Source organism: Pseudomonas viridiflava (assembly GCF_900602065.1).
GTDB lineage: Bacteria > Pseudomonadota > Gammaproteobacteria > Pseudomonadales > Pseudomonadaceae > Aquipseudomonas.
The window spans coordinates 181,669-204,954 of sequence record NZ_UWFN01000181.1 but is presented as its reverse complement, the minus strand read 5'-3'; the positions used below and the strand labels follow the sequence as shown (position 1 = coordinate 204,954).

The window sequence follows — 23,286 nt, the reverse complement described above, 5'->3', positions numbered from 1 at the left end:
ATCGCGAGCAAGCTCGCTCCTACAGAATCTGTGTTCGCCTCGGACCGGGGGCATAAAAAAGCCCGACCTGCTTTTCGCAGGTCGGGCTTTTGCATTACAGCCCTTGAATCAGGACTGGCCGGCCGGTGTCGACGGTGCGGTCGATGCCGGTGCTGCGGCGGTATTGGTCGCAGCGGGTGCAGGTGTTGCTGCTGGTGTGGCAGCGGGTTTCGGAGCCGGTTTGGCGGCTGCCTTCGGTGCCGCTTTCGGTGCCGCAGGTTTCCTGGCAGCGGCCGGTTTCTTCGCCGCAGCCGGTTTGCTGGCTGCTACAGATTTGGCTTTGGTCGCTGTTTTAGTAGCGGCCTTGTTCGCCGCAGCAACGGGTTTGGCTGCCGCGGCCTTGACTGCCGGTTTGGCTGCTGCGGTTTTCGCGGCAACTTTATCGGCGGCCTTGGCGACTGGTTTCGCAGCTGCTTTTACCAGCGGTTTGGCGGTGGTTTTAGGGGCAGGCTTCGAAGCCGCTGCCTTGGTGGTCGATGCTCTGGAAACAGGCGCTTTTGAAACAGGAGTTACCGACGCACCTGTCAGCTTCTCGATCTGCTTGGTCAGCAGATCAACCTTGCTGTGCAACGCTTTGACTTCGTTGCGGCTCGGTACGCCGAGGCGCGAAATGGCGCTGTTCAGACGCTTGTCGAAAGCCCCTTCCAGCTCACTCCATTTGCCCAAGGCGAGGTCTTTGACATCACCCACGCGGGACTTCGCAGCCTTGGCAGAGTCCTTGGCCGAATCGACTTGTTTCTCGACTTCGACCTTGGTCTGTTTTTCAGCTTTTTCGCCATCTTTAACCAGCGTTTCAAAAAGCTTACTGCCGTCATTACTGATCTTGGAGTAAGCGCCTAAACCAGCCAGCCAGATTTGGCGGGAGTACTTCTCGACCTCGCCAATCCAGGAGCTGCCTTCTTTCTCGATTTTTTTCTTGCCAGCCATCCTGCTCTCCTTATTGTTTACGCGCGACACGTTCAAGCAATGCCGTCAGCTCATCGAGCTTAGCAGAGAGTGTGTCCACATCATGTTTAGACGGTATGCCTATGCGATTCAAGGCGCTGGCGACCCGCCGATCGAATGCGCTTTCGATTTTATCGAGCTGCAACTCGACTCGCCCCTTGACCGATGTCAGCTCGCTTTTAGCGGAATCGATCTCGCTGTTGGCAGCATCAACCTTGTCGTCGATCACCTGCTTGGCTTTCTTCTCGGTTTGCTCGCCAACTTTGACCAGCTCCTTGAAGTACTCAGCGCCTTCCTGACCCGCCCAGGAGTAGGCGCCCAGCCCCGCAAGCCAGACCTTGCGGGCATAAAGGCGGACGTCGGAGACCGACTTGGTTTCTACGTCTTTGACTTTTTTCTTCAACGTAACTTTGGCCATGATGAACCTCACGCTCGAATGTTTGAGGATCGCCCCCAGGGACAACGGGGCATGGACACGAAATTAGCCGGAAAAATTAGAATGCTCACCCTAGGTTTGGGTGATGTTGAAGGGGTGTAGGAACGGGGAGTAGGAATTGGCTGAGTTTGCCCCTGTGGGAGCGAATTCATTCGCGAAGAGGCCAGTACATCCAATGCATCTTCATCGACTGAAATACTGCTTTCGCGAATGAATTCGCTCCCACGAGATCTGCGTCTTTTGTTTAATCGGTGGTATGACTCAAGCAACCAGCGCTTTATCCAGTTGCCGCTCGACCTCTGCCTGAATCTGCCCGCTCATGGCTGACAGGAAAAAATTCAGCTCCAGGTTAACGCGCACCAGCGCGTCCTCGACATCAACAGTACCTTTGGCGCCCTTGCCCTCCAGCTTGACGACGTCGCCGTTCCATTCGTGTTCGATACCGTATTTGTCGGCCAGCTTCTGGACCAGCAACTCGGCCTTCTCGCGAGCCTTTTCCTTACCCAGCGAATGCGGGCGTTCAACAGTAATTTTGGCCATCCAGGGGCTCCTCCAGCGCAAGGTCAATCGTGGGGCAACTATACCAGCCACCCCGGATGAAGAAACTGTTGGCGGTGAGCCTTGTCAAGACAAAGCCAGCCACGACGATTAGAATGGCAACACTTTATTCCGGTGAACGCGATATGAATGATCCGCGCAAAGGCAGCGATGCCGAACCTACTACTCACTTCGGCTACAAAAACGTGCCGGAAAGCCAGAAGGCCGAGAAAGTTGCGGAGGTGTTCCACTCCGTCGCAGCCAAGTACGACCTGATGAACGACCTGCTGTCCGGCGGCATGCATCGCCTCTGGAAGCGCTTCGCAATCGAACTCTCCGGCGTTCGTACCGGCAATCGCGTGCTGGATATCGCGGGCGGTACAGGCGACCTGACCAGGAAGTTTTCTCACTTGGTCGGCCCAACCGGCGAAGTGGTGCTGGCTGACATCAACGCGTCCATGCTCAAGGTCGGTCGCGACCGTCTACTGGACCTGGGCGTGGCAGGCAACGTCAAATTCGTTCAGGCCGACGCTGAAAAACTGCCGTTCCCTGACAACCATTTTGACTGCGTGACCATCGCTTTCGGCCTGCGTAACGTGACCCACAAGGAAGATGCGCTGCGCTCGATGCTGCGTGTACTCAAGCCAGGCGGTCGCCTGCTGGTGCTCGAATTCTCCAAGCCGACCAACAAGCTGATGTCCAAGGCTTATGACGCCTACTCCTTCGCGTTCATGCCGTTGATGGGCAAGCTGGTCACCAATGACTCGGAAAGCTATCGCTATCTGGCTGAATCGATCCGCATGCACCCGAATCAGGAAACCCTGAAGTCGATGATGGTCGAAGCCGGTTTTGACCGTGTGACCTATCACAACATGACCGCAGGCGTCGTGGCACTGCATCGCGGCATCAAACCCTGATGTTGCTCAGCGGCTTGCTCGCCAGCGTCGAGCACGGCATCAACCGCGTGTTGCGTCTGGACAGCACCGCATTGCCACGCCTTGAGCGTCTGTCGGGCAAAGTGATTGCGGTGGATTGCCGTAACCCGTCGCTGACGCTGTTCATCATGCCCAGCGATGAAGGCCTGCTGCTGGCCTCTCACTGGGAGGTCGAGGCCGATTGCACACTGCGCGCGCCTGCGGCCAGCCTGCTGAGGCTGGCTGTGAGCCAGGACAAGAGCGCGGTGCTGCATGGTCCCGATGTCGAACTGGACGGCGACAGTGGTGTGCTGCTGGAACTGGTCGGAATCCTTCAGGATCTCGAACTGGACTGGGAATACGAGCTGTCCCGCTGGCTCGGCCCGGTAGCCACTACGTTGCTGGGTGATCACCTGCGCAGCCGCGCACGCTGGAGCAAAGACAGCTTCACCAACCTCAGCCAGAGCCTTGCGGACTATTTGAACGAAGAGTCGCGCACCCTGGTGGGGAAACACGAAGCCGAAGCACGTTTTGCCGAACTAGACCGGATCAAACTTGATCTGGAACGCCTTGAGGCGCGCTTTGAGCGTCTCGCCCAATCCTCTGACTCCAGCGATAACGCATGAAGCTGCTTGCCGTCCGCCGTTTGTTTCGTATCCAGCGTGTCGTGATCCGCTACCGTCTCGATGACTTGCTGTTCGCTCTGCCGCTGCCTTGGTGGATGAAAGCCACGCGTTTTGTCATGCCGTGGCGCTTGCTGCCGCGCAATAACGCCGAGTTGCCTAGAGGGGCGCGCCTGCGTCTGGCGCTGCAGGATCTTGGTCCCATCTTCATCAAGTTCGGGCAAATACTGTCTACCCGTCGCGATCTTCTGCCCGAGGACATCGCCGACGAACTGATGCTGCTGCAGGATCGCGTTCCGCCGTTCGACCCACAAGTGGCGATCAAACTGATCGAGGAACAACTGGGTGCGAAAATCAGTGAGGTGTTCAGTCGTTTTGACGTAACACCGCTGGCCTCAGCTTCGGTGGCGCAGGTCCACGCGGCGCAACTGAAAAGTGGCGAGGAAGTGGTAGTAAAAGTTGTGCGTCCGGGCCTCAAGCCGGTCATCGGCCAGGACCTCGCCTGGCTGTTCATTCTGGCCCGTACCGCTGAGCGCATGTCCGCTGACGCCCGTCTGCTGCACCCGGTCGACGTGGTTGCCGACTACGAGAAGACCATTTACGACGAGCTGGATTTGCTCCGCGAGGCGGCCAACTCAAGCCAGTTGCGTCGTAACTTCGAAGGCTCGGAACTGCTTTACGTGCCTCAGGTGTACTGGGACTGGTGCCGCCCGAAAGTGCTGGTCATGGAGCGCATCTACGGGATTCAGGTCAACGATTTGGCCACCCTGGCTGACCAGCGCACCGACATGAAATTACTGGCCGAGCGTGGCGTGGAGATTTTTTTCACCCAGGTATTCCGCGATAGTTTCTTCCATGCCGACATGCACCCCGGCAATATTTTCGTCAGCACGGTCAACCCGTGGAGCCCGCAGTACATTGCCATCGACTGCGGGATCGTCGGCAGCCTGACGCCGGAAGATCAGGATTATCTGGCTCGTAACCTGTTTGCCTTTTTTAAACGTGATTATCGTCGCGTTGCGCAGTTGCACATTGATTCGGGCTGGGTGCCTGCGGAAACCAAACTCAATGAGTTTGAAGCTGCGATTCGCACCGTATGCGAGCCGATTTTCGAGAAGCCGCTCAAGGATATTTCCTTCGGCCAGGTACTGATGCGCCTGTTCCAGACTGCCCGGCGCTTTAACATGGAAGTCCAGCCGCAGCTCGTTCTGCTGCAGAAGACCCTGTTGAACATCGAGGGGCTTGGCCGTCAGTTGTATCCCGATCTGGATCTGTGGAGCACCGCACAGCCGTTTCTGGAGCGCTGGATGCGTGAACGCGTCAGCCCGAAAACGTTGTTCGGCAATCTGCAGTCTCAGGTCGAGCAAATACCTCACCTGGCCAACATGACACGTGACCTGCTGGAGCGCATGTCGCAACCGCACAAGGCCGATCCGCCGCCGCCCTGGCGCGAGCGCGGTGATGGCTGGGCGTTGCGCTTGCTGGGTTCAGTGTTGCTGGGCGGCGGTGCGGTAATGGCCTCGACGCTGTTCGCTGAAGGCACTGCACTGGTGGCGCCGATCGCCTGGCCCGCCTGGATCATGCTGGTGGCTGGCCTGTATCTGGTCATCCGCCGATAGCCAGCAGCGCTGACCGCTGGCACACTGTTGAATCCGCCGAGGCCTGAAGCCCGGCTGCCGGAGTAGATATGAAAGACTGGCTGGACGAAATCAAGTGGGACAGCGACGGTCTGGTGCCTGCCATTGCTCAGGATCACAAGACCGGACGCGTTCTGATGATGGCGTGGATGAACCGCGAGGCCCTCAGCCTGACTGCCGCAGAGAATCGTGCAATCTATTGGTCGCGTTCGCGTGGCAAACTCTGGCGCAAAGGCGAAGAATCGGGCCATGTGCAGAAGCTGCATGAGCTGCGTCTGGACTGCGACGCCGATGTGATCATCCTGATGGTCGAGCAGATCGGCGGCATCGCTTGCCATACCGGGCGCGAAAGCTGCTTCTACCGCGTCTATGAAGACGCCACCTGGAAGACCGTTGAACCGGTTCTGAAAGATCCTGAAGCTATTTATCACGCAGGACACTGAAACATGACTGATACCTTGACCCGCCTGGCCGAAGTGCTGGAGTCGCGCAAAGGTGCCGCTGCCGACAGTTCTTATGTCGCCAGCCTGTATCACAAGGGATTGAACAAGATTCTGGAGAAGGTCGGCGAAGAGTCGGTCGAAACCATCATTGCAGCCAAGGATGCCGCTGTCAGCGGCGATTGCAGCGATGTCATCTACGAAACCGCTGACCTCTGGTTCCACAGCATGGTGATGCTTGCATCACTCGGTCAGCATCCACAGGCAGTGCTCGATGAACTGGACCGTCGTTTCGGCTTGTCCGGGCATGCGGAAAAAGCCGCACGCACCGCTGACTGACTTTCACTTTTCGAGCTTGAAATTTCTACGAGGATTGCTTCATGGGTATTTTTGACTGGAAACACTGGATCGTCATCCTGGTTGTCGTGGTACTGGTATTCGGCACCAAAAAGCTCAAGGGTCTGGGCAGCGATGTCGGTGAGTCGATCAAGGGCTTTCGCAAAGCCATGAACGACGATGAAAAGCCTGCCGAGCAACCACCTGTTCAGCCGCAGCAACCGCCGCAAGCTGCGCCACAGGGTTCGCCCCTGAACCAGCCGCACACCATCGACGCGCAAGCGCATAAAGTCGAAGAGCCAATCCGCAAAGACTAGGTCGTATTGAATGTTTGGTATCAGCTTCTCTGAACTGCTGCTGGTCGGTCTCGTCGCCCTGTTGGTGCTTGGCCCCGAGCGTCTGCCGGGTGCTGCGCGTACTGCCGGCCTCTGGATCGGTCGGCTCAAGCGCAGTTTCAATGCGATCAAACAGGAAGTTGAACGCGAAATAGGCGCCGATGAAATCCGTCGGCAACTGCATAACGAGCACATCCTGTCGCTGGAAGAAGAAGCGCGCAAGATCATGTCGCCGCAGCAGCCCCCGGCCAATCCGGCTCCTGCAACTGAGCAGGCGCCCGCTGAACCGGTGGTTTCGACCATCCCGAACACGCCGTCCGTGACACCTGCCACTGATCTGGGGCCGGCCGCTCCGGCGGACACTACGCCCGCTGCTGAACCGACGCCCCATGTCGAGACTGAACCTGCGCACGTGTCGCCAGCAGCGCCATTACCCAACGCATCTTCCGCCAACGATTCGTCACTGCCACCGCGAGCCCCATGAGCGATATTCCGGAAAACGACCAGCAAATGCCGCTGGTCTCGCACCTCACAGAACTCCGTTCGCGCCTGCTGAAATGCGTCCTGGCGATCTTCGTGATCTTTGGCTGCCTGTTTTACTTCACCCAGAAGATCTACACCTTCGTTTCGGCACCGCTTCGGGTGTTCCTGCCCGAAGGCGCGACGATGATTGCCACCGACGTGGCGTCACCGTTCATCACGCCGTTCAAGCTGACCATGATGGTGGCGCTGTTCCTGGCCATGCCGGTGATCCTGCACCAGATCTGGGGCTTCATCGCACCGGGCCTGTACAAGCATGAGAAGCGCGTCGCGGTGCCGTTGCTGGTGTCGAGCATCATCCTGTTCTATTCGGGCATGGCGTTCGCTTACTACCTGGTTTTCCCGCTGATTTTCCACTTCTTCGCCAGCGTGACGCCTGAAGGCGTTTCGATGATGACGGACATCGCCAGCTATCTGGACTTCGTCATGACCCTGTTCTTCGCCTTTGGCGTGGCGTTCGAGATCCCGGTAGCCGTCGTGCTGCTGGTCTGGATCGGCATCGTCGATGTGAAGTATCTGAAGAAGATTCGCCCTTACGTCATCATTGGCTGCTTCGTGGTCGGCATGATCCTGACCCCGCCGGACATCTTCTCCCAGACACTGCTGGCTGTGCCGATGTGGTTGTTGTTCGAGATCGGGGTATTGTGCAGTTCGCTGATCACCAAGCGCGGTGATCATGCCGATGACCAGCCCGAAGAAGACAAACAAGACCAGCCGCCCGCGACTCAGCCGTGAATCTGCTGCTTCTCGAAGACGCCGATTTCGTAGCGGCTGACCGGGTCGTACTGCGCGACCGGCGCCTCAAGCACATGCAAGAGGTGCATCGCGCAGAAGTCGGCGACACCTTGCGCGTAGGCCGTATCGACGGCCTGCTGGGCAGCGCTGAACTGCTGCGACTCGAAGCACATGAAGCCGAGTTGCGCGTTAACCTCGACAGCGCCCCGCCCGCCAAACTCCCCTTGACCCTGTTACTGGCCCTGCCCCGCCCGAAAATGCTGCGTCGGGTGTTTCAGACGGTTGCGACCATGGGTGTGCCCAAGGTCATTCTGCTCAACAGTTATCGTGTGGAAAAAAGCTTCTGGCAGACGCCATTCCTTGAGCCCCAAGCCATTCGCGAGCAACTGATTCTCGGCCTTGAACAAGCACGCGACAGTGTGTTGCCAGAGATCATTATCGAAAAACGCTTCAAGCCGTTTGTCGAGGATCGCCTGCCGCAATTGGCCCAGGGGACTCTGGGTCTGGTCGGACATCCCGGCAACTTCGCCGCGTGCCCACGCGCCGTTACCGGGCAAGTCACCCTGGCCATCGGCCCCGAGGGCGGATGGATCCCCTATGAAGTCGACCTGCTCAGCAAAGCAGGCCTGCAACCGGTGCAACTTGGTGAGCGCATCCTGCGGGTTGAGACAGCGGTGACCGCGCTGTTGGCCCGATTGTTCTGACCGACAGCAACGTGGAGCCTGTAAGAGCTGCCGAAGGCTGCGAAAGCAATCGACCTGATACACCGTGATCGCAGCCTTTCGACAGCTCCTACAGATTCAGCGTTTACTGAGACACGACGCCCCCTTCAGTTCGACTTCTCCCTGCCGATGCATGTTGTAGGAAAATACCTATAACAAGTTCATCCCAAGGAGTTCCGCATGGGTTTGCTCGGCAAAAGTCTCGGCAATATGAGCGTCCGTCTAAAACTCGGGCTTGGTTTCGGCCTGGTTTTACTGTTGACCGCATTGATCACAGTGACCGGCTGGCTCAGCGTCGGAGCACTGATCGAACGTGGCGACAAGCTAGGAGCGATCGCGGATGTCGCCAACCAAACCATGGAGCTGCGTATCCGCCGCCTGGTCTATGAGCGTCAGTACGACGCTGAAGCTGCTGCAGCCATGAATGTCACCCTCGATAAAGTCGACGCCAGCATCAAGAAAGCGCGCAGCATGGTCGTCAGCCTCGATAGCCAGCAGTGGCTGGAAGAGCAGCAACAATCGGCCAATGACTATCGCAAAACGTTCAACGAAATGAGCAAGGCCATCACCGCCCGTGAAGCCAGCCGGAGTTTGATGGGGGATGCCGCCGACAGAGCTGTTGCCGAAATCGACAAAATCGAAGCAGCTTTGCTGCAGGGCGACAGCATTGTGCAGTTCAACGATGCCGTCGGCGTCAGCAAACTGATCCAGCAAGCCCGCTTTCAGGTCCGGGGCTACACCTACAGCGGTAAACCGGAGTTCGAAAAGAACGCCAGAGCCGCCATCGATGAAGCGCTGGTCGGTATCAATACGCTGGCAGGCAGCATCCCGTCGACCTACTTGTCGGGCCTGCAGGGCGCCACAGCCGGTTTGAAAGCCTATCAGTCAGCGGTGGATCAATACCGCGACGCACAGGCCGCCAGTAAAGAAGCGCTGGCAACCATGACCAAAGAAGGTACGGACCTGCTCGACCTGAGCGCAAAACTTAACGGTGACCAGTACCTGAAGCGCGAAGCGGAGAGTTCAAAAGCCAAATCGACCCTGACGCTGGTCACCGTCCTGGCCCTGCTGTTCGGCGCGATCGCGGCCTGGATCATCACCCGTCAGATCGTCGTTCCATTGCTGCAAACCCTGAACATTGTCGAGCGCGTTGCCAACGGCGACCTGAGCCATGATCTGATCGTCGATCGCCGTGACGAGATGGGTCAGTTGCAGAACAGCATTCAACGCATGACCGTCAATCTGCGCCAGTTGATCAGCGGCATTCGTGACGGAGTGACACAAATCGCCAGCGCGGCAGAAGAGTTGTCTGCGGTGACAGAGCAAACCAGCGCCGGGGTCAACAGCCAGAAGGTCGAAACCGATCAAGTGGCCACCGCAATGCACGAAATGACCGCCACTGTGCAGGAAGTCGCACGTAACGCCGAGGAGGCGTCTGAAGCGGCCGTCGCAGCCGATCAGCAGGCTCGCGAAGGTGATCGAGTGGTTAACGAAGCGATTACTCAGATCGAGCGTCTTGCCTCGGAAGTGGGCAACTCCACCGAAGCGATGAACGAACTCAAGCGCGAAAGCGACAAGATTGGCAGCGTGCTGGACGTGATCAAGTCGGTTGCACAACAAACCAACCTGCTTGCCCTCAACGCCGCGATCGAAGCCGCACGTGCGGGCGAAGCCGGACGTGGTTTCGCGGTGGTCGCTGACGAAGTGCGCAGCCTTGCCCAGCGCACTCAAAAGTCCACTGAAGAGATCGAACAACTGATTGCAGGTCTGCAGAGCGGCACTCAACAAGTGGCCACGATCATGGATAACAGCCGCGAACTGACCGTCAGTAGCGTGGAGCTGACTCGCCGTGCCGGTAGCTCACTGGAAAACATCACCAAAACCGTTTCGGCGATCCAGGCGATGAACCAGCAAATTGCCGCCGCGGCAGAAGAACAGAGCGCCACCGCCGAAGAGATCAACCGCAGCATCCTTAACGTGCGCGACGTCTCTGAGCAGACCTCGGCAGCCAGCGAAGAGACCGCAGCGTCCAGTGTTGAACTGGCGCGACTGGGGAATCACCTGCAAGTGATGGTGAGCAAGTTCAAGGTTTAATGCCTATAGGCTTTTATGTGGGAGCGGTGCTTGCCCGCGATAAGTTTTAGGTGATTGACCTGCAGAATCGAGTTGATCTTATCGCGGGCAAGCACCGCTCCCACAAACAGACCGCGCCGTGTCCGGAAATGGCGCGTAACTCCATTCACACACTTCACTCAGAATCCCCCTACGACCTGTTCAGGTCGCGCTCTTCTTCCTCCAGCCGATGCGCTGACAACGTAGGCCCTGGCTCGCCAGGCCCTACCTGTTTCGCACATTTGCAGGAGCTTTCCGATGTTTCGATGGATCAATCACACACTTGGCAATGCCAGCGTAAAACTCAAGTTATCACTGGGTTTCGGCCTGGTACTGATGCTCACGATGGCGATTACCCTGACGGGCTGGCATGGCCTGGACACCATGATTGAGCGCTCGGAGTCCCTGACGTCCATCGGGCTGCTGAGCAACATGACCAAGGATTTGCGGACTGACCGCATCATCTATCGCCAGAAAAACAGCTCTGAAAACGCGAACAAAGTGGTCAATCAGCTCAATGGGCTAGAGAGCCATCTGACCACCTTGCGTAAAGAGACCGACGACAGCACCAGCGTTAACCTACTGGCCGGGCAAAGCAAAATCGTCGCCGACATGGAACACACCTTCACGACGCTCAGTGAAGAGAACCAACGGCGAGACCTGTCCCGAACCCAGCTTGAGCAACAATCGGAACAAGCGGTGCAGGCCGTTGCGCTGGTCGAGAGTGAAGTACTCAAAGCGGTTAGCCAGGAACAGGACAATGGCGAACGGCTGGAAGAGTTCACTAACATCTCGCAACTCAAGCAGCAGATTCAGAATGCTCGCTTTCAGGTGCAGGCCTACACCTTCACTGCGCACGAGGCCTACGAAACAGCGGCTATCGCGGCTATCGACGAATCATTGAAAGAGGTGCAGCAGATTGGCCAGGATCAGGCCGACACCAGCCTGAAAGGCCTGCAATCAGCCAAAGAGGCCCTGGAGCGCTATCGTGCCCAGCTCACGCAGTTCAAGGACATTCAGGTCAAAGTGGAAGCCGCTCAGGAGACGCTCGAAGACCTGGGTGACAAGATGCTGAGCAGTGTCGCCGAACTGCTTGCCCTGCAAAGTCAGCAACGCGACACAGAGGCTGGCGCTTCACGTACCACACTGAGCAGCGTGGCCACACTGGCCATGCTGCTTGGTTTGCTCGCCGCGTGGGTCATGACGCAACAGATCATCGCCCCGCTGCGCGAAACCCTGGCAGCCGCAGAACGCATCGCCAAGGGCGACTTGAGCAAGGACTTGCAGGTTCAGCGCAAGGACGAAATGGGACAACTGCAAGACAGCATGCAGGCCATGACGCTCAGCTTGCGGCAGTTAATCAGCGGGATCAGCCAGGGCGTCGCGCAGATTACCGATGCGGCGCAGCAACTGTCTGCCGTGACCGAACAGACCAGCATCGGGGTCAACAGCCAGAAGGATGAGACCGATCAAGTCGCTGCGGCCATGAACGAAATGACTGCAACTGTGCATGAAGTAGCGCGCAGTGCTCAAGATGCCTCCCAGGCAGCCGCTCAAGCCGACCAGCAGGCCCGGGAAGGTGATCAGGTCGTCGGTCAGGCCATCGGGCAAATTGAGCAGTTGGCAGAGGAGGTCAAGAAATCCACTCAGGCCATGAATCTGCTGAAGCTGGAAAGCGACAAAATTGGCGGTGTGCTGGATGTCATTAAATCAGTCTCGCAGCAAACCAATCTGCTAGCGCTTAACGCCGCCATTGAGGCAGCGCGTGCCGGGGAAGCGGGACGAGGCTTTGCAGTGGTTGCCGATGAAGTCCGCGGTCTGGCGCAACGCACCCAACAGTCCACCGAGGAAATCGAAGAGTTGATCGCAGCGCTGCAGAGCGGCACTCAACAAGTGGCCACGACACTGGATAACAGCCGCAGCCTGACCGACAACAGCGTGCAACTGAGCCGCCGCGCAGGCAGTGCGCTGGAGCAGATTACCCGCACTGTATCGACCATTCAGGACATGAACCTACAGATCGCCACCGCCAGCGAAGAACAAAGCGCCGTGGCCGAGCAGATCAACCGCAATATTATCAGCGTCAGGGATGTTTCAGAGCAGACGGCTGCGGCAAGCGATCAAACGGCTGCGTCCAGCCTCGAACTGGCGCGCCTGGGCACGCATTTGCAGGGACTGGTGGCGAAGTTTCGGGTGGGCTAGCGCGTTTATCTGTTGGAGCGAGGCTTGCCCGCGAAGAACGATAACGCGGCGTTTCAGGCACACCGAGGCGATAGATTCGCGGGCAAGCTTCGCTCCAACATGTTCAGCGAATCACTTGCGGCTGGCGATGATGTACACAGCGTGGATGATGCCTGGGAAGTAGCCGAGGATCGTCAGCAGGATGTTCAACCAGAACGCGCCGGCGAAACCAACTTGCATGAAGACGCCCACGGGCGGCAGCAGAATTGCGAAAATGATGCGAATAATGTCCATGGGTTAACTCCAGATTAAATGGCTCTCGTAAGCCACACAGCGAATGGACCCATGGGCGATGAAAGAGGTTCCATTTTGATCTGGCAACAAGCCATTACCTAACGTAACTGGGTGCCCAACGCTATCGATCAAGCCCGCAGCTTGCCTGCAGTTAAATTCCCCCCAATAAGAAAACCCCGCCTAGGCGGGGTTTTGCAGACTGTTTCCCTGACATCCATTTCTCCCCACCATCCTGGCAGGCATCCTTACGTGTCCGTGTTATTTGTTGCGCTTCCTGCGCTACGTCCATAGAACAAAGATTAACTTTGGATCCATTACAGCGATAGAGGCGAAACAGCACCACGTACTGTAAGCAAATGCTTACAAAGCTTTTGTCGTCAAAATTGCGCCGCATCCAGCAGGAACAGCGACTCACTTCCCGCCTTGACCGACGCGCTCAACGAGTGGATACGCGGCAACAAGCGAGCAAAGTAGAAACGCGCAGTACCCAGCTTGCTGGCGTAGAAATCTTCCTGCGCCTCCTTACCCAGCGCGGCTTTGGCCATCATCGCCCACAGGTAAGCGTAAGTGGTGTAGCCAAACACATGCAGGTACTCGACTGAAGCTGCACCGATCTCCTGAGGATTATTGCGGGCGCGATCGAGAATCCAGTGAGTCAACTCGTCCAGCGTGTCGAGCGCCGCACCCAATGGCTTGGTGAACTCACTCAACGACGCATCAGAGCCAGCGATGAATCCACGGACCTCATCAGCAAACAGCGTGTAATACGCCCCACCACTGCCCACGATCTTGCGACCGACCAGATCCAGAGCCTGAATGCCGTTAGTGCCTTCGTAAATCTGGGTGATGCGCACATCACGCACCAATTGCTCCTGGCCCCACTCACGAATATAACCATGGCCACCAAACACCTGTTGACCGTGAATGGTCGTTTCCAGCCCCATGTCGGTCAGAAATGCCTTGGCCACCGGCGTCAACAACGCCACCAGCTCATCAGCCCGCTGCCGCGCGACATCGTCTTCGCTGAATTTGGCGATATCCAGCTGCATGGCCACGTAAGTGGAGAACGCACGGCCGCCTTCGTTGAGTGCCTTCATGGTCAGCAACATGCGCCGGACATCGGGGTGCACGATAATCGGGTCAGCCATTTTTTCGGGCTGTTTAGCACCCGTCGGTGAACGGCTTTGCAGACGATCACGGGCATATTCGATAGCGTTCTGATAGGAGCGCTCGCCCGAGGCCAGGCCCTGGATACCGACACCAAGGCGCTCGTAGTTCATCATGGTGAACATCGCCGCCAGGCCTTTGTTCGGCTCACCGATCAGATAACCCGTCGCTTCGTCGAAGTTCATCACGCAGGTGGCTGAGGCCTGAATACCCATCTTGTGTTCGATAGAGCCGCAGCTCACGGTATTGCGCGCACCCAGGCTGCCATCGGCATTGACCATGAACTTGGGCACCAGGAACAGCGAGATGCCTTTAGGCCCAGCAGGAGCATCCGGCAGTTTGGCCAGGACCAGGTGGATGATGTTTTCGGTCAGGTCGTGCTCGCCACCGGTGATGAAAATCTTCGTACCGCTAACTTTGTACGAACCATCGGCCTGAGGCTCGGCCTTCGTACGAATAATGCCCAGATCAGTACCGGCATGCGCTTCAGTCAGGCACATCGAGCCAGACCAGGCGCCGGAGTACATATTGGGCAGGTAAGCCGCCTTGAGTTCTTCGGTGGCGTGGGTATTGATCGAAACACATGCTCCCGACGTCAGCATCGGATACAGACCAAAGGCCAGGCTTGCCGAGTTGAGCATTTCCTCTACTTGAGCCGAAACGGCTTTAGGCATGCCCATGCCGCCGAAATCAGGATTACCGCCAACGCCTACCCAGCCGCCTTCGGCATAGGTTTGATAGGCCTGTGGAAATCCAGTGGGGGTGGTGACGGCAGTATCGTTCCAGCTGCAGCCTTGTTCATCACCATTGCGGCTCAGCGGCGCGATGCTCTTGCTGGTGACTTTGCCCGCTTCCTCCAGGATCGCTTCGACTGTCTCGGCATCAACGGTTTCGGCCAGCGCTGGCAACTGCGCCCAAAGCTTCGAGACCTCGAAGACTTCATTAAGTACGAAACGCATATCGCGCAGGGGCGCTTTGTAGTCAGCCATGGCAAACCTCACTGGGACAGGAGCAGTACGTCTGAATGAAGGAATCGCGCGATGAATGCGCGAAGTCAGTGTCGATGGGACGAGTGTACTCCAACGCCGTTAGAGACACATAGGGTCGATATATGACCAAATTACATGCTTAAGTCACACCAATATACAGCAACCGTCAGAGACCCACGACTGTCTGTGCTCATGCCATTTTCTGAAGGAGCCGCCCTGCTGTCCCTGACACCGCGCTGTCTCGCAGCAAGCATGGGATCTGTAGGAGCTGCCGAAGGCTGCGATAGCGGTGTATCAGGAGAAATGCTTCGCAGCCTTCGGCAGCTCCTACAGAAAATGCATTTCAATCAATTTGCATTTTGTTTGATGAGCGCGTGCGGAAAAAATTAAGCAGCTGCAGTCCGCACAGCACCGCGCTTGGTGCTCTGCCCATGGGACATGACGCAGTTGCGGCCTGCGCCTTTGGCGGCATAGAGCGCCTGGTCGGCCGCCTTCAGGACTTCTTCGGGGGTACGGTGCTCCGGCAGACGCTCGGCTACACCAATACTGACAGTTACCGACACACTGGTCGCAGGCCCCGCACCTCGCCGCTGACGACCTTGCTGATCGTCTTTAGGGCGATTATCCGGATTGCGCAGCTGGATTTCATAGTTGGCGATCAATTCGCGAATGGCTTCCAGATGCGGAATACATTCCTCGATGGACTTGGCGGCGAAGACGATGGCGAACTCCTCCCCACCATACCGATAAGCCTTGCCGCCGCCGTTGGTAATCCTCGACAGCTTGCTGGCCACCAGACGTAGCACCTGATCACCCACGTCATGGCCATGGGTATCGTTGAATTTCTTGAAGTGATCGACATCGCTCATCGCCAGAACATAGTTACGCCCCAGGCGCTGCATGCGTTCATTGAGAGCCCGACGCCCAGGCAAGCCGGTCAGCTCGTCGCGGAATGCCATTTGATAAGCCTCATGGGCGACACCCGCTGCAATCATCAACATCACCTGGCTGCACATGATGTTCAGCGTGAACGGCAAAATGAAGGTTTTCGGCAACGCCCAGAACAATCCCAGCAACCCGATCAACTGCGCGGCATGCAGCGGCCGGGGCTTGCGTACGTATTGCGCAATCAACAGACCGAAGGCAATCAGGAAGGACAAATAAGACAGCTGAATCAGGCTCATCCACGAGCCATGCAGCGCTGGCCAGCGGATTTCCGCCAGTGAAGCCAGCAACGCCGCGGGGTAGCTCTGCTCAAGCCCCAGCGCAACCGCGCCAACGGCGACCAACACCGCAAGCCGCGCTATCAGGTCCTGTACCAGATGAGTTCGCTCCTCCCAGGCGGCGTAAACGCCATAAAGTAGCGGCAGTAACAGGCACACCAGATGGAACACGACCGCTGCGTCTTCACGGACAACACCGTTGTCGCGGAAATAATCGGTCTGGGTATCGAGCAGAAAGTAAGCGATATACACGGTGATCATCAGGAACAGCTCGCGCTGACGCCGATAGACACAGCAATACGCGCCGCCCAGCAGAAGAACCAGCGTAGGCAGAACGTTGAACAGGGACGTGAAGAAGACGTTCAAGTCTTTGACATAGGCGGCCGCCAGCCCCGCAAGCAATAAAAATAGCGACGGCAAAAAATGACTCAAACGTGCAGCAGAAGAACGCAACAAAAGGGATGTCTCCTACCCATCGCAGGGTAAAGAACTCAGTAGCTGGCATTGTGCCTTCATCCGCTCGGATATGCATTCAGAAGAACTAAATAGCAGGCTACTTTCTTTAACGGCAGCAATCCGGAAATGTTTATTGGCAGGAGATGAAGATCGCGTGACGGCTCAGATAACCTGAATGTGCACTGATCCTGTGGGACCGGATTCATCGGGGAAAGCGGCGGCATAAACGACGATGATGCACTGGATGTACCGGCGTCTTCGCGAATGAATTCGCTGCCACAGGAGATATATCCCCCACTCTCCCAACCAACAAAAAAGCCGCTTCCCCCGAAGGAGAAGCGGCTTTGAGTGAAACCGACGAAGCTTAGTAAGCCAGGCCGAAATCCTCTTCTTTCATGTCCATCAGGTTATTGGCACCGGACAGCATGGCGGCTACGTGTGAACGGGTGCGTGGCAGGATGCGCTGGAAATAGAAACGCGCAGTCTGCAGTTTGGCGGTGTAGAACGCCTCTTCGCTGGTGCCGGCCGCAAGTTTCTCGGCCGCCACACGGGCCATGTCAGCCCAGAAGTAAGCCAGGCAGGCGTAACCGGAATACATCAGGTAATCCACCGAGGCAGCACCGACTTCTTCACGATCTTTCATGGCGGCCATGCCCACTTTCATGGTCAGTTCGCCCCACTCCTTATTCAAAGCCGCGAGCGGAGTGATGAACTCCTGAACGGCTTCGGCACCCTCGTTGTTCTGGCAGAACTTGTGGACGATCTTGGTGAAGCCCTTGAGCGCTTCGCCTTGAGTCATCAGCACTTTACGGCCCAACAGGTCCAGCGCCTGAATACCGGTGGTGCCTTCGTACAGCATCGAAATACGGCTGTCGCGAACGTTCTGCTCCATGCCCCACTCGGCAATGAAACCGTGTCCACCGTAGATTTGCACACCGTGGTTAGCGGACTCAAAGCCCACTTCAGTCATGAACGCCTTGGCAATCGGCGTCATGAATGCCAACAGCGCGTCAGCCTGCTTCTTGTGCTCGGCATCCTGACTGTACTTGGCGATATCCACCTGTTTGGCGGTGAAGTACACCATGGCACGGGTGCCTTCAGAGAACGCTTTCATGGTCAGCAGCATGCGACGCACATCGGGGTGAACGATGATCGGGTCGGCAGCCTTGTCCGGCGCTTTCGGGCCAGTCAGCGAGCGCATTTGCAGACGATCACGCGCGTATTTCAGGCCGCCCTGGAAACCGATTTCGGCGTGGGCCAGACCTTGCAGTGCAGTCCCCAGACGCGCAGTGTTCATGAAGGTGAACATGCAATTCAGGCCCTTGTTCGCAGGACCGATCAGGAAGCCGGTGGCCGCGTCGAAGTTCATCACGCACGTCGCGTTGCCGTGAATGCCCATCTTGTGTTCAAGAGAACCACAGGTCACAGCGTTGCGCTCGCCAACACTGCCATCAGCATTCGGCAGGAATTTCGGCACGATGAACAGCGAGATGCCTTTAGTACCCGCTGGAGCATCCGGCAGGCGCGCCAATACGATGTGGACGATGTTGTCGGCCATGTCGTGCTCGCCAGCCGAAATAAAGATTTTGGTGCCGGTGACACGATAAGAGCCATCAGCCTGAGGTTCAGCCTTGGTGCGCAGCATGCCCAGGTCGGTACCGCAGTGGGATTCGGTCAGGCACATGGTGCCGGTCCATTCGCCCGACACCAGCTTGGTCAGGTACAGATGCTGCTGTTCTTCGGTGCCGTGTTCGGAAATGGTGTTCATCGCGCCATGGGACAGGCCTGGGTACATGCCCCAGGACCAGTTGGCTTCGCCGACCATCTCACTAACCGCCAGCCCCAGGGACTCAGGCAAGCCCTGACCACCGTGCTCAACGTCGTGCGCCAGGCTTGGCCAGCCGCCTTCGACGAATTGTTTGTAAGCCTCTTTGAAGCCGCTCGGCGTTTTCACGCCCGACTCGCTCCAGGTACAACCTTCCAGATCACCCACACGATTCAGCGGTGCCAGCACCTGCTCACAAAACTTGGCGCCTTCTTCAAGAATGGCGTCGACCATATCTGGAGTAGCGTCCTGGCAAGCCGGCAGACTTTGATAATGCGCTTCGTAGCCGAGCAGTTCGTCACGAACGAAGCGAATATCACGCAAGGGGGCCTTGTAATCAGGCATAGCGATAAACCTCTGCTGATGAAACCTGGAAATGTATGACCGATCGGTCGCTGCGGGAACGTTCCCCAACCACCGGACAATCTCGGATGCCTAGCGGTCAAACAGGTGTTTGAAACATACGTTTACGCCCAAACCTTGTCAAGCATGCGTCCGCAACCTTTCATCTAGAGATGTTTTGCAGGGCGCACAGACAGAGGCGTACAGCACAGCACTCGCCGTTCGTCGATGCCATGAGTCTAGTTGAGAGAGGCTGACTTGCAGAGGGTGAACAGAGGAAATAGAAGCGGGTGATAGCGGGGAATTCAGCGCATGCCGTGCGCAGATCGCACGGCAATGAAGAGTTACAAAACGAGGGGTAAATCAGGCGTATGTATCAATCAAGCGTAAGTATCAATCAAAGTGCCGAGCATTTCGTCGCTGGCCTTTTGCACGGCTACACCGGCTTCAACCTGGTTTTTGCCAGAAGCCATTTCAACCAGATTAGCGGACAGGTCTGAACGCTGAGAGCGATCAACCGAACGCAGGTTTTCCAGCTGGAAGTCCGAAGACTGGCTTCTGCCGGAGACTTCAATGTTGCTGCTAGCGATTTGGGTAGCCGCCTGATCGACACGCGACTGCCCAACTTCCATAGCGCTAAGGCCTGGATACAGCGTGTTGTTCATGGTGATTTGCATAAATCGATCCTCTGTTCGTAAAGCGAACACGGGCTTATTTAAGCAGTAAACCCGGTGAAACACCCGACAAAAAGACTAATGGCACAAAGCCTCTTCATAGGCTTAGCCTTTCTGGCTTGGCCAGTTTACTGTTTCGGCCCGCACAACTTTGATCAATTTTTGTGCAGTAGCGCACATTCTAGCCACACCGACTCCCTGTAGGAGCCATCGGAGGTTACGACGGTCGCGAAGCGGTGGGTCAGACAGACCGCAATCGCAGCCTTCGGCAGCTCCTGCATAAACCACGCAGCGATCAATCCAGCAACTCCAGATGCAGATACTCCGCCACCGCATCAGCGCCTGCTTTCTTCAATTTAGGCACGCGCCCCAGACACGGCGCAGGCAATCGCTCCGCAAGAGTCGCCAGATTTTCTTCAAGCCGTGAGGTTTTCGGATCGATGATATTGGCCACCCAACCGGCCAATTGCAGCCCATCTGCAGCGATGGCCTCGGCAGTCAGCAACGCATGGCTGATACACCCGAGGCGCACGCCGACGACAAGAATCACGGGCAATTGCAGACCGATGGCCAAATCCGACAGATTGGCCTGATCCGCCAAGGGCACGCGCCAGCCGCCCGCCCCTTCGATCAGGGTGAAATCGGCATTGCGGGCCAGTAGTAAACGCATCGGGCCAAGCAGCGCCTGCACCGTCAAGGCGATACCCGCCTCACGGGCAGCCAGATGAGGCGCGATGGCGGGTTCGAAGGCAAACGGGTTGACCTCGTCATAACCCAGCTTCACAGAACTCTCGGCCATCAATGCAAGGGCGTCCGGGTTACGCAGCCCGTCCGGGCCAACCGCACAGCCCGAAGCCACCGGTTTACCTGCCAGGGTACTCAGCCCACTAGACCTTGCGGCATGAAGCAGGCCCGCAGCAATGGTGGTTTTACCGACATCGGTGTCGGTGCCTGCGATGAAGTACGCACGGCTCATCTCGGCAATCCCTTTTTACATGGTGAACTCAGGCGGTTTTTTCCAGCACCGCGTAGACGACCTGGTAGGTCGCCGGTAAACCTTGCGGCTGACGATAACCTTCGTACGCCTCAATCAAGGCTAGTAGCCGTGCGCGTCCGGTCAAACCGCCTGGGCGTCCCGGGTTCAGATTGTGTGCACCCAACGCTTTCAGTTCGTGAGTCAGGCTCCGCAGATCCGGGTAGTGCAGGACATGAGGCCTGACCTCAATAGAGCGTACGCGCATACCACTCGCTGCGCACAGCCGCTGATAATCATCGAGTTGCCGGAAGCGGTTGACGTGAACCATACCGTCGACCGCCTGCCAGCTGTCGCGCAGTTCATAAAGGGTGCCTACACACAGACTGGCAAAAGCGAACACCCCACCGGGTTGCAGCACGCGACGGGCCTCACCCAGCACAGCAGCAAAATCGGCACACCACTGCACCGCGAGACTGGAGAAAATCAGCCCGAAATGCTCATCCCGCAGCGGCATGCGCTCTGCATCGCCAACCACAAAATGTTCAGCGCCACCGAGCGGTCGTGCATGGCGCAACATGCCTTCGGCAATGTCCAGCGCAACCCCTTCGGTACCGTCATACGCCTCGGCCAGTGCCCGGCTGAAATAGCCGGTGCCGCTGCCAAGATCCAGCCAGCGACCGGGACTCAGCTCGGCAGGGAGACGTGAAAACAGTTCGCCGCCCACTGCGCGCTGCAACTCGGCAACGCTGTCATAACTGCCCGCCGCACGGGAAAAAGATGCAGCCACCTGGCGTTTGTCTGGCAAACCGCCTGGCAGCTTTGGATTGGAAAGATCAGTCATCACCGGACTCATGAAGAAACGCGTGGATCGCCGCTGCGACACCGTGAGGGTTTTCCAGCAGGAAGGCGTGGCTGGCCTGTTCGATCACCCCCACCTCCACGTCGGGTAAAAGCGCCAGCAGATCGCTCGCAGCTTCGGCCGGAACAAAGGCATCCAGTCCTGCGAACAGGTGCAACTGCGGCCCTCGAAAAGTCTGCAACGCGCTTCGGGTATCGAGTTGCTCAAGCAACTGCAGGCCATGCACCAACGAATTGACCGAGCCGTGCGGTGCACCAGCCTTGAGCAGGCGCGAAATCGCACGAGGATCTTCAGCACCTTGCGCGCAAAGCAGGCTGAAGCGCTTCAAGGTCGCGTCAGGATGATCGATGCACCCGGTCAGGAATGCATCAAAATCTCCGGCAGGCATTGCATTGGGCCAGGCTCCGCGAGGCACAAAGCTGGCGTTGCTGGCCAGCGTCACCAAGCCACAGCAACGCTCACCTCGACGCGCCGCCAGCTCAGCCGCGAGCATGCCGCCCAGCGACCAGCCACCCAACCAAGCGTCATCAGGCAACGTCGAATCCAGTTCATCGAGCCATTCGCGAGGGTCGCTGCTGTCCAGGTCTGGCAACGGCTCGATTTCCACCCGCAAATGATCATCCAGGCCACGTAAAGCAGCAGCCAACGGTTCCAGAGGCGATATGCCCAAGCCCCAGCCCGGCAACAGAATCAACCGATCACGCATGTTTTGGCTCCACCGATTCGCTCGAACCCAGCAGCGGGTAACACTGCGCCAATGCATTCAACAATAGCTGCACTTGTGCGGAGCTGTGCGCGGCAGACAACGTCACACGCAAACGCGCACTGCCTGCGGGTACGGTGGGAGGACGAATCGCGGTCACCAGAAGACCGTGCTCACGCAGCATCTCCGAAAGCCGCATCGCCTGCCCGGCATCGCCAATCAGGATCGGCTGGATCGGCGTGAAGCTGTCCATCAACGTCAGGCCAATCTGTTCGGCCCCGGCGCGAAACTGCGCGATGAGTTGCGCCAGATGCTCACGACGCCAATGCTCGGTGCGCAGCAGCTCAAGGCTTTTCAGGGTTGCGCAAGCCAGCGCGGGCGGCTGACTGGTGGTGTAGATGTAGGGGCGGGCAAACTGAATCATGGTTTCGATCAACTCGTCGCTTCCCGCCACAAAAGCCCCGGATGTGCCGAACGCTTTGCCCAGCGTGCCGATCAATACCGGCACCTCATTGATGCCTAGACCGAAGTGTTCGACGATGCCCCCGCCATTGGCGCCCAATGGGCCGAAACCATGAGCATCATCGACCATCAACCAGGCACCCTTGGCTTTCGCGGTTTGAGCCAGCGTCGGCAGGTCGGCGATGTCACCGTCCATGCTGAACACGCCGTCGGTCACCACCAGCGTATCGCCAACGGCTTTCTCCAGACGTGAACTCAAACTCTGTGCATCGTTGTGCAGATAACGGGAAAAGCGGGCTCCGCTGAGCAAACCGGCATCCAGCAACGAAGCGTGATTGAGCCGGTCTTCGAGCACGGTATCGCCCTGCCCCACCAGCGCGGTAACTGCGCCGAGGTTGGCCATGTAGCCATTGGAAAATAACAACGCACGGGGTCGGCCGGTAAGCTCGGCCAACGCTTCTTCGAGCGCGTGATGCGGGCTGCTGTGGCCGATCACCAGATGCGAAGAGCCACCGCCGACCCCCCATTTATCTGCGCCAGCCTGCCATGCAGCAATCACCTCAGGATGATTGGCGAGCCCCAGATAGTCGTTATTACAGAACGCCAGCAACGGCTTGCCGTCGACCACCACTTCAGGGCCTTGCGGGCTTTGCAGCAAAGGGCGCTGGCGATAGAGATTGTCAGCACGCCGGGAAGCCAGACGTGCGCTCAGATCGAAAGACATGGGGGCCTCGAGGATGCCGTGTGGAGAACCATGTGGGAGCGGTGCTTGCCCGCGATAGGG

The 23,286-nt window shown here is 57.7% G+C and carries 23 protein-coding genes and 1 pseudogene; 12 read left to right on the top strand and 12 right to left on the bottom strand.

The window, feature by feature from the left end:
• Positions 1-108: 108 nt before the first annotated feature.
• From EE949_RS10050 to EE949_RS10040, 3 genes are all read right to left on the bottom strand, one after another.
• Positions 109-966, bottom strand: coding sequence for a phasin family protein (locus EE949_RS10050; RefSeq protein ID WP_122664135.1), 858 nt, complete (start codon positions 964-966; stop codon positions 109-111).
• A gap of 10 nt (positions 967-976) precedes the next feature.
• Positions 977-1,402 (bottom strand): phasin family protein, encoded by a 426-nt coding sequence (locus EE949_RS10045; RefSeq protein ID WP_122664134.1) that lies wholly within the window; start codon positions 1,400-1,402, stop codon positions 977-979.
• 279 nt (positions 1,403-1,681) lie between these two features.
• Positions 1,682-1,960, bottom strand: a complete 279-nt coding sequence (locus tag EE949_RS10040; RefSeq protein WP_122664133.1) for a polyhydroxyalkanoic acid system family protein — start codon at positions 1,958-1,960, stop codon at positions 1,682-1,684.
• A gap of 143 nt (positions 1,961-2,103) precedes the next feature.
• Here EE949_RS10040 and ubiE point away from each other — a divergent pair, with 143 nt between their 5' ends.
• From ubiE to EE949_RS30225, 12 genes and pseudogenes are all read left to right on the top strand, one after another.
• Positions 2,104-2,874, top strand: coding sequence for a bifunctional demethylmenaquinone methyltransferase/2-methoxy-6-polyprenyl-1,4-benzoquinol methylase UbiE (gene ubiE / locus EE949_RS10035; RefSeq protein WP_122664132.1), 771 nt, complete (start codon positions 2,104-2,106; stop codon positions 2,872-2,874).
• A complete protein-coding gene (locus tag EE949_RS10030; RefSeq protein WP_122664131.1) occupies positions 2,874-3,497 on the top strand; it encodes a ubiquinone biosynthesis accessory factor UbiJ in 624 nt (207 codons plus the stop codon). Before ubiE ends, EE949_RS10030 begins: the two co-directional genes overlap by 1 nt.
• Positions 3,494-5,113 carry a ubiquinone biosynthesis regulatory protein kinase UbiB gene (gene ubiB, locus EE949_RS10025; RefSeq protein ID WP_122664130.1) on the top strand — a complete coding sequence of 540 codons (1,620 nt, stop codon included), beginning with the start codon at positions 3,494-3,496 and terminating at the stop codon, positions 5,111-5,113. The genes EE949_RS10030 and ubiB overlap by 4 nt, the downstream gene beginning before the upstream one ends.
• 68 nt (positions 5,114-5,181) lie before the next feature.
• The gene (gene hisI, locus EE949_RS10020) at positions 5,182-5,574 is read left to right on the top strand and encodes a phosphoribosyl-AMP cyclohydrolase (protein WP_122664129.1); all 393 of its coding nucleotides are present in this window, start codon (positions 5,182-5,184) and stop codon (positions 5,572-5,574) included.
• A 3-nt stretch (positions 5,575-5,577) separates the two neighbouring features.
• Positions 5,578-5,910: a phosphoribosyl-ATP diphosphatase gene (locus EE949_RS10015; protein ID WP_122664128.1), complete on the top strand. Its 333-nt coding sequence runs from the start codon at positions 5,578-5,580 to the stop codon at positions 5,908-5,910.
• Between the two features lie 41 nt (positions 5,911-5,951).
• Positions 5,952-6,224, top strand: coding sequence for a twin-arginine translocase TatA/TatE family subunit (locus EE949_RS10010; protein WP_027901648.1), 273 nt, complete (start codon positions 5,952-5,954; stop codon positions 6,222-6,224).
• 10 nt (positions 6,225-6,234) lie between these two features.
• A complete protein-coding gene (gene tatB / locus EE949_RS10005) occupies positions 6,235-6,726 on the top strand; it encodes a Sec-independent protein translocase protein TatB (RefSeq protein ID WP_122664127.1) in 492 nt (163 codons plus the stop codon).
• Positions 6,723-7,517: a twin-arginine translocase subunit TatC gene (gene tatC, locus EE949_RS10000; RefSeq protein WP_122664126.1), complete on the top strand. Its 795-nt coding sequence runs from the start codon at positions 6,723-6,725 to the stop codon at positions 7,515-7,517. The genes tatB and tatC overlap by 4 nt, the downstream gene beginning before the upstream one ends.
• Positions 7,514-8,221 carry a 16S rRNA (uracil(1498)-N(3))-methyltransferase gene (locus EE949_RS09995; protein ID WP_122664125.1) on the top strand — a complete coding sequence of 236 codons (708 nt, stop codon included), beginning with the start codon at positions 7,514-7,516 and terminating at the stop codon, positions 8,219-8,221. Before tatC ends, EE949_RS09995 begins: the two co-directional genes overlap by 4 nt.
• A 198-nt stretch (positions 8,222-8,419) precedes the next feature.
• Complete coding sequence (locus tag EE949_RS09990) at positions 8,420-10,333, top strand: methyl-accepting chemotaxis protein (RefSeq protein WP_122664124.1); 1,914 nt, start codon at positions 8,420-8,422, stop codon at positions 10,331-10,333.
• Between the two features lie 276 nt (positions 10,334-10,609).
• Positions 10,610-11,851, top strand: a pseudogene (locus EE949_RS30230) (methyl-accepting chemotaxis protein); the annotation flags it as partial.
• Positions 11,837-12,553, top strand: coding sequence for a methyl-accepting chemotaxis protein (locus EE949_RS30225; protein WP_430735974.1), 717 nt, complete (start codon positions 11,837-11,839; stop codon positions 12,551-12,553). The pseudogene EE949_RS30230 and the gene EE949_RS30225, both read left to right, overlap by 15 nt.
• A 111-nt stretch (positions 12,554-12,664) precedes the next feature.
• Here EE949_RS30225 and EE949_RS09980 read toward each other — a convergent pair whose 3' ends face one another.
• The 9 genes from EE949_RS09980 to bioF all read right to left on the bottom strand — a co-directional run bounded on the left by EE949_RS09980 (position 12,665) and on the right by bioF (position 23,226).
• Positions 12,665-12,826 (bottom strand): YqaE/Pmp3 family membrane protein, encoded by a 162-nt coding sequence (locus EE949_RS09980; RefSeq protein WP_049826708.1) that lies wholly within the window; start codon positions 12,824-12,826, stop codon positions 12,665-12,667.
• 377 nt (positions 12,827-13,203) lie between these two features.
• Positions 13,204-14,982, bottom strand: coding sequence for an acyl-CoA dehydrogenase C-terminal domain-containing protein (locus EE949_RS09975; RefSeq protein WP_122664122.1), 1,779 nt, complete (start codon positions 14,980-14,982; stop codon positions 13,204-13,206).
• A gap of 386 nt (positions 14,983-15,368) precedes the next feature.
• Entirely contained in the window at positions 15,369-16,661 is a 1,293-nt protein-coding gene (locus EE949_RS09970) for a GGDEF domain-containing protein (protein WP_122664121.1), read from the bottom strand.
• Positions 16,662-17,025: 364 nt separating this feature from the next.
• Positions 17,026-18,831, bottom strand: a complete 1,806-nt coding sequence (locus EE949_RS09965) for a phenylacyl-CoA dehydrogenase (RefSeq protein ID WP_122664120.1) — start codon at positions 18,829-18,831, stop codon at positions 17,026-17,028.
• 377 nt (positions 18,832-19,208) lie between these two features.
• Positions 19,209-19,505 carry a pyrroloquinoline quinone biosynthesis protein PqqE gene (locus EE949_RS09960; RefSeq protein WP_122664119.1) on the bottom strand — a complete coding sequence of 99 codons (297 nt, stop codon included), beginning with the start codon at positions 19,503-19,505 and terminating at the stop codon, positions 19,209-19,211.
• 292 nt (positions 19,506-19,797) lie between these two features.
• On the bottom strand, positions 19,798-20,478 hold the full coding sequence (bioD, locus tag EE949_RS09955; RefSeq protein WP_122664118.1) for a dethiobiotin synthase: 681 nt from the start codon (positions 20,476-20,478) through the stop codon (positions 19,798-19,800).
• A 28-nt stretch (positions 20,479-20,506) separates the two neighbouring features.
• Entirely contained in the window at positions 20,507-21,319 is an 813-nt protein-coding gene (bioC, locus tag EE949_RS09950) for a malonyl-ACP O-methyltransferase BioC (protein ID WP_122664117.1), read from the bottom strand.
• Entirely contained in the window at positions 21,312-22,043 is a 732-nt protein-coding gene (locus EE949_RS09945) for an alpha/beta fold hydrolase (protein WP_122664116.1), read from the bottom strand. Before EE949_RS09945 ends, bioC begins: the two co-directional genes overlap by 8 nt.
• Positions 22,036-23,226, bottom strand: a complete 1,191-nt coding sequence (gene bioF / locus EE949_RS09940) for an 8-amino-7-oxononanoate synthase (protein ID WP_122664115.1) — start codon at positions 23,224-23,226, stop codon at positions 22,036-22,038. Before bioF ends, EE949_RS09945 begins: the two co-directional genes overlap by 8 nt.
• Positions 23,227-23,286: the final 60 nt, after the last annotated feature.